General features: G+C 45.0%; 5 protein-coding genes. 4 read left to right on the forward strand and 1 reads right to left on the reverse strand.

The genetic code is table 11. The annotated features are described in order from the left end of the window. The 4 genes from CAG69_RS08100 to rsmF form a co-directional block, all read left to right on the forward strand. The coding region (locus CAG69_RS08100) for an ATP-binding cassette domain-containing protein (protein ID WP_161443619.1) at window positions 1-512 on the forward strand (512 nt) is incomplete at its 5' end. Window positions 513-536: 24 nt separating this feature from the next. Beyond that, window positions 537-1,787 carry a paraquat-inducible protein A gene (locus tag CAG69_RS08105; RefSeq protein ID WP_161443621.1) on the forward strand — a complete coding sequence of 417 codons (1,251 nt, stop codon included), beginning with the start codon at window positions 537-539 and terminating at the stop codon, window positions 1,785-1,787. Then, window positions 1,780-4,428, forward strand: a complete 2,649-nt coding sequence (locus CAG69_RS08110; RefSeq protein ID WP_161443623.1) for a PqiB family protein — start codon at window positions 1,780-1,782, stop codon at window positions 4,426-4,428. The genes CAG69_RS08105 and CAG69_RS08110 overlap by 8 nt, the downstream gene beginning before the upstream one ends. A gap of 150 nt (window positions 4,429-4,578) precedes the next feature. Next, on the forward strand, window positions 4,579-6,015 hold the full coding sequence (gene rsmF / locus CAG69_RS08115) for a 16S rRNA (cytosine(1407)-C(5))-methyltransferase RsmF (RefSeq protein ID WP_161443625.1): 1,437 nt from the start codon (window positions 4,579-4,581) through the stop codon (window positions 6,013-6,015). A 282-nt stretch (window positions 6,016-6,297) separates the two neighbouring features. On the opposite strand, the gene CAG69_RS08120 is transcribed toward rsmF, so the two are convergent. Further along, on the reverse strand, window positions 6,298-7,050 hold a 753-nt coding region (locus CAG69_RS08120; protein WP_161443627.1), incomplete at its 5' end, for a CvfB family protein.

The following is a 7,050-nucleotide window of genomic DNA, read 5'->3' on the forward strand; positions in this document are numbered from 1 at the left end:
TTGAAGTAATTCGCGACAAAATTGCCGTGGTATTACAGCAACCTATACTATTTAACGACACCTTGAGGCATAATCTAACGCTCGGTGGGAATTTTGACGAAATGTCACTTTGGCGAGCACTTGAAGTTGCTCAGCTGCAAGATGTTATTTCTCAACTGAACCACGGTTTGGATACTCAAGTCGGCCGTAACGGCATTCGTTTGTCAGGTGGTCAACGACAACGCCTTGCCATCGCAAGAATGGTGCTGAGTAATCCTCAATTTGTTATTTTAGACGAAGCCACGTCTGCGCTTGATACCGCTACTGAAGCGGCATTGCACAAAGCATTGACTGAATTCTTACGTGGTAGAACAACATTAATCGTTGCGCACCGTCTATCAGCCGTAAAACAAGCCGATTTGATCTACGTGCTTGAAGATGGAAAAGTGACGCAAACAGGTACTCATGGTGAGTTAGTTGAGCAAGAAGGCTTATATCAAACCTTATATGGGGGCATACAGTCCCACGCTTAAATCGTTCAAGCTAGAGAGGTCGTTATGACCTCTCTGTCTAAGCACGCCATGCAACCCAATAACGTACGTTTGTGCCAAGGTTGTGAATTGCCTGTCGACATCGTCGACTTACCCCATGGCAAAAATGCACACTGCCCTCGTTGTGGTACGCAATTATATCGCGGAGGTAGCCCTAGCCTCTCTGGTAATCTAGCCGTCGCGATAACCTGCATCCTACTATTTATTCCATCGCACTTTTTTAACTTTATTAGCATCCGACTCTTTGGTGTGATGATTCCGGCAACCCTACCTTCAGGGATGATCACATTGATGGAAGAAGGCTTTGTTCTTCTTTCACTGCTTATTCTATTTTGTAGCTCTCTAGCGCCGCTGACGGTTTGTGTTTCAGTGGTTACGGCGCATATCTCGCTGCATCAACGGTGGTTTCGAGGACTTCGTGTTTCACTGTGGCTAATTCAACATTTGAAACATTGGGTAATGCTGGATGTGTTCTTAGTTAGCATCGCCATTTCCTGCTTCAAACTCCAAGATTATTCCGACATTTTTGTAGGCCCAGGGTTAATTGGTCTGGTTCTTTTGCAGATATTTACCGTTTTGTTAGTTTCTCGAATCAGTGTGCGTCGTTACTGGGAAGCCTGGAAACCAGAAAGCCTTTACTCCTTTGAACACAAAGACGTGCATTGCCATGAGTGCCACTTGTCTCAACCTGAAGGCGAGCATTGTCGGCGTTGTCACCACGAGTTATATCATCGCAAGCCCAACTCCATTCAGAAGACGTGGGCTTACCTCATTGCGGCAACGATAGCGATTTTCCCAGCCAACTTAATTCCTATTTCCATCTTGCTGACCAATGGCAAACGTTTGGAAGATACCATTTTCTCAGGCGTAGCTGGGTTGGTAAAAAGCGGTATGTATGGCATCGCAGTGATCATTTTTGTGGCCAGTATTGTTGTGCCAGTTGTAAAAATACTTGGCCTTGCCTACATCATGCTTTGCATTCAATTCAAACGTTCGGTGTTTAAGAGACAACGAATGATGGTTTACTTTGTTGTTAAATGGATCGGTAAATGGTCTGTGATGGACTTGTTTGTTATTTCTATCATGATGACCTTAGTCGATCGTGGTCAGATACTTGATTTCACACCAGGATATGGCGCCGTGGCCTTTGGTGTTGTCGTGGTATTGACCATGCTTGCAGCGGAAAGTATTGATCCAAGGCTAATCTGGGACCAAACAGGCCCAACACAATCAGAAAAAGAGTCAATGAATGAGTGATCAGAACAGTTCTCAAACGTCATACGTACCAGATGTAAAGCGGAGCAAAGGCATATCTCCTCTTTGGCTTTTGCCAATTTTGACTATGGTCTTAGCTGGCTGGCTTGTGGTGAAGTCGATACACGATGCCGGACAACGGGTGCAAATCTATTTTTCTGACGCTGCTGGCTTGGTCGCCGGGCGAACCACTATCCGTTACCAAGGGCTAGAAGTCGGTATGGTGAGAGACATTAACCTCACTGAAGATCTCGGCAGTATTTATGTTGATGCCGATATCTACCCTGAAGCTGCAAAGTTACTGAACGATAAAACACGCTTTTGGTTAGTAAAACCAACAGCTAGCCTAACGGGAGTTTCCGGACTAGATGCGCTCGTCTCAGGTAACTACATCTCGATTCAGCCCGGAGATGGTCAAGAGTTTGAGACAACATTCCATGCGTTAGACTCTGCCCCAACAGATTTACGCGTTTCTCAAGGCTTGAATATTAAGCTCAAAAGCCGTGATTTAGGTGGTGTGTCGATTGGATCTCAAATTGTTTATAAGAAAATTCCAATCGGTGAAGTCTACAGCTACCAGCTGGATGAAGACGCAAAATCTATCACGATTCAAGCCAACATTCAGGATCAATACCGACATATCATTAACAACCGCAGTCGGTTCTGGAACGTTAGTGGAATCGGTGCCAGCATCGGTTTTGAAGGCGTCGATGTAAGGCTAGAAAGTATGAGTGCTCTACTCGGAGGCGCGATCGCCGTCGACTCTCCGGATGACGGTGAGCCTGTAGAAGAGAACACTGAATTCCGTCTGTATAAAGATTTGAAAACTGCAGGTCGAGGTATCGCTGTTAAAATCGTCCTCCCTGATGACAGTAAAATCAGTGGCGAAGGCGCACCCATTATGTATCGCGGAATCGAAATTGGCCAAGTTACAGACTTAAACCTATCCGAAGGGCGAGAAGTGATATTAGCGTCAGCTGCAATTCAACCAGCTTTCAGTGACATGCTGACGACAGGTACCCGATTCGTCTTAGAAGAAGCAAAAGTGTCTCTCTCTGGTGTTGAAAACATTGCCAATCTCGTGAGAGGAAACTTCTTAACCATTGTGCCAGGTGCCGGTGATCGCTCTCGCCGCTTTACTGCCATTCGTAAAAACGTTTTTAACCAACAGCAAGAAAAGTCCATCGCTATTCGTTTAGTGTCTGACAACTCGTTTGGCCTAGATAGCGGTGCCAACGTGCTTTACAAAGGCATCGTGGTCGGTTCAATTATCAACGTAGGCTTAGTTGAAGAAGGTAAAAAATCGCAACATGAAGTATTTATGGACGTATTGATTGATCATGAATACAAACACCTGATCAAATCAAACAACCGTTTTTATGTAACCGGAAGTGCCTCTGCAGAGTTAACGGAATCGGGCCTCAGCGTTACCGTTCCTCCGGCAAAACAGTTGTTAACTGGGTCCATTAGCTTTGTAAGCGAAGGCAAGCAAGATATTCAAAAAGAGTATCAACTGTTCCAAAACGAATCATTGGCAGAACTAGCACAGTACAACCAAAGTGGCTCTAGAGCACTCACACTGTTTGCTTCTGAATTGCCGCCGATTTCCAAAGGCAGCCCTCTGCTCTATCGTAATCTTCCTGTTGGTAACGTCTCCGATTTCCAATTGGTTGATGGCGGTGTGTTAATTAAAGCAACCATCGAAAACCGCTTTGCTTACCTCGTAACACCGCAAACCGTCTTTTGGAACCGTTCAGGGATCGAGATAGATGCATCGCTAGCCGGTGTGAGTGTGAAAGCTCACCCTTTAAAATCATTAATCGAAGGTGGCATCGCTTTTGACTCTGTTCCTGGCGTTGAAAACAAAATTGGAGACAACTGGAAGTTATATACAGATCAAAAAACCGCACGCAAATTTGGGCGCGTTATTGCATTAGAAACAGACGGCTCACAAGAAATTGCCAAAGGAATGCCGATAGAGTATCAAGGCGTCAAAGTTGGTGAAGTCACACTGGTTGTACCGAATTTTCGTCGCAATATGGTTGAAATTACCGCAAGAATTCTACCTGAATACGTAGAAAACATTGCGGTTGAAGGCTCACATTTTTGGCTAACTGAGCCAGAGATTGGCTTAGGGGGTGTGAAAAACCTTGGCGCATTGGTGTCGAAATCCATCAGTGTTGAGCCAGGTAAAGGTAAAGCTAAATTTGATTTTCAGTTGGAAAACGGTTCAGAACGTGTTCAGGGCATGATGTTTACTTTACAAAGTGAACAACGAGGCTCAGTACAAGTCGGAACGCCTATTCTCTACCGCCAGATGGAAGTCGGCCAAGTAACCGACGTGAGCCTAGGAGAATTTGCCGATCGCGTCCTCACGACCATCAAGATACAGCCTGAATATGCTTACCTCGTTCGTCAAAACAGTGTGTTTTGGAATGTTTCAGGAGTAGATGTCTCTATCGGAATTACTGGTGCGAACATCAAAGCGGGCACATTTGATAGTTTAGTTCGCGGAGGAATTGCGTTTTCAACGCCAGAGCAATCGACTATTCCACCAGCGGCAAAAAGTGGGCAATCTTTCTTTTTGTATCCACAAGCTGAAGAAGGTTGGACTCAATGGCGTACAGCGATTCCTAAGCCGTAGAATAAAGCTCAATTCACATACAATTGAAGTTTGATCACTTTAAAAGAGCAGCAATCGCTGCTCTTTTTTATTGCTCGGCCCTTGTCACTATTCGTTTCTGCTTCGCTTTCGTATATTATTTGCCACAAATTCTGCAAACGAGATCCCACATTGCATCCTAATGTTTACATTCCAGACGCGTTTCTGGAAAAAATCCAAACTATCCTTCCTGCTAACCTCAACATGGAAGACTTTATCGCGTCTTGCCAAAAGCCACTGCGCAAAAGTATTCGAGTTAATACGTTGAAGATCAGCGTTGAAGCGTTTCTAGAACGTGCAGACGCAAAAGGCTGGAAGCTTTCCCCTGTGCCTTGGTGTGACACAGGGTTTTGGATTGAAGCGGACGAGTCAGTTGTACCATTAGGCAACACCGCAGAGCACATGTCAGGCTTATTCTACATTCAAGAAGCCAGTTCAATGATGCCAGTATCTGCGCTGTTTATGAATGACGAATCGTACGATGCCGTGTTAGATACAGCAGCTGCACCAGGATCAAAGACCACTCAAATCGCGGCTTTAATGAACAATGAAGGCGTTCTCGTGGCCAATGAATACGCCGCAAGTCGTGTAAAAGTGCTGCATGCCAACGTGGAACGTTGTGGTGTACGTAACGCCGCACTAAGTAACTTCGACGGGCGCGTTTTTGGTGGTTGGCTACCAGAACAATTTGATGCGGTTCTGCTCGACGCGCCCTGCTCCGGCGAAGGCACCGTTCGCAAAGACGAAGATGCAATGAAAAACTGGACGCAAGCTTCCGTGCTCGACATCGCTGACACACAGAAAGATCTTATTGAAAGCGCCTTCCATGCACTAAAGCCCGGTGGTGTGATGGTTTACTCAACATGTACGCTCAGTACAGAAGAAAACCAACAAGTTTGTCATCACTTGAAAGAAACCTTTGGTGATGCCGTTGAGTTTGAAAGCCTTGAGACCTTGTTTGAAAACGCAAATGCTGCTCTGACTGAAGAAGGTTTTTTGCATATCTTTCCACAGGTCTACGACTGCGAAGGGTTCTTTGTTGCAAGAATTCATAAACTGGCTGCTGTTGAACCACCAAAGGTCAAAAAGCACATGGGCAAGTTCCCGTTTACCAAAGCATCGAAAAAAGAATCGATTGAAATTGCCCAACAGCTGCAAAGTGCGTTAGGTATTGAACTTCCGAATGACAATTCTGTATGGCTTCGCGATAAAGATGTCTGGTTGTTCCCTAATGCTTTAGAGCCAATGATCGGCGAATTACGCTTCTCCCGTATGGGTATCAAGATCGCGGAAGCCCATAAAAATGGCTACCGTTGGCAGCATCAGGTGGCAACGGCATTAGCGACAGGCTCTGAGGCAAACGCCATCGAGCTAACCATTGAAGAAGCGCGCGAATGGTACATGGGACGTGATGTTCGCCCACAAACGATTCCTGAGGGAATGAAAACAGGTAAAGGCGAAGTACTTGTTACCTATCAAGGCGCAGTCATTGGCCTTGGAAAGTGGGTAAGCAACAGAATAAAGAATGGTCTTCCTCGCGAATTAGTACGAGATAAGAACTTATTTTAAAGAAGTAACGAATCATAAATAAATGAAAAGCCATCGTATTTGCGATGGCTTTTTAATTCGTAAGTATGAAAGCAACTGGGCTCGCTAGCGATCCGGACACGCTGTACTAAACTAGTTGTATCAAAGTAATGCTTTGATATGGCATTTCTCTCTATGTTCCCAACAAAATTATTGTTGGAAAAAGTTTAGCGCAGGCTCTGCGGAGCCGTTTCCCCTAGGCCCAAAAAAAGGAAAAGTTTGGGCCGTTTTTTTGGCTGCAGATCCGCTATACGTGAGCTTGGGTTACGCCAGACGAATACCGTCTTTCTCGATAACAATCTTGCCCTGCTTGTACAATCCACCAATGGTCTTTTTGTAAGTACCTTTACTTGTACGGAAAGCGTCAAAAATCGCTTCAGGAGAAGACTTATCGTTCAAAGGTAAAAAGCCACCCTTCTTCTCTAACAGATCAAGAATCTTGCTAGAAAGATCGTCCATTTTTGCCACGCCGACTTTTTGTAGCGCGAGATCGATTTTGCCATCTTCACGAATTTGCTTAATAAAGCCTTTCAGTTTCTTACCGATGTAAAGCTTACCAAACACATCTGATGGGAAAATCATGCCCCAATGCTTACCGTTAACAATCGCTTTGTAGCCAAGTTGACTGCGCTCTGCGATGATCAAATCAACTTGTTCGTTAACTTCATAATTCGCAGGAGTTTTGTCTAACCATTTGTTGAACTTAGTCGTACCAACAATGCGGCCTGACGCTTTGTCAGTATATACATAGACAAGAATAGTTTGTCCCGCAGAGAAGCGAGTGCGTTGCTCACTAAAAGGAATAAGTAGATCCTTTTCTTTGATGCCCCAATTTACAAAAGCACCTGTCGCGTTGACGCCCTCAATCTTCATTAAGCCCCATTCACCCACTTGGGCAATAGGTCTTTCAATGGTCGCAGCAAGCTGGCTTTCTGAATCGAAGTACAAAAATACGTCTACATGATCACCAATTTCAGTACCCTCTGGTACATACTTATTAGGCAGTAGAACAGAACC

Source organism: Vibrio sp. V43_P6S15P86, assembly GCF_009904725.1.
GTDB lineage: Bacteria > Pseudomonadota > Gammaproteobacteria > Enterobacterales > Vibrionaceae > Vibrio > Vibrio diabolicus.

Bases quoted from the DNA above. Each gene is read 5' to 3' on its own strand.
- CAG69_RS08105 (WP_161443621.1), top strand. From the start codon at position 537: ATGACCTCTCTGTCTAAGCACGCCATGCAACCCAATAACGTACGTTTG.
- CAG69_RS08110 (WP_161443623.1), top strand. From the start codon at position 1,780: ATGAGTGATCAGAACAGTTCTCAAACGTCATACGTACCAGATGTAAAG.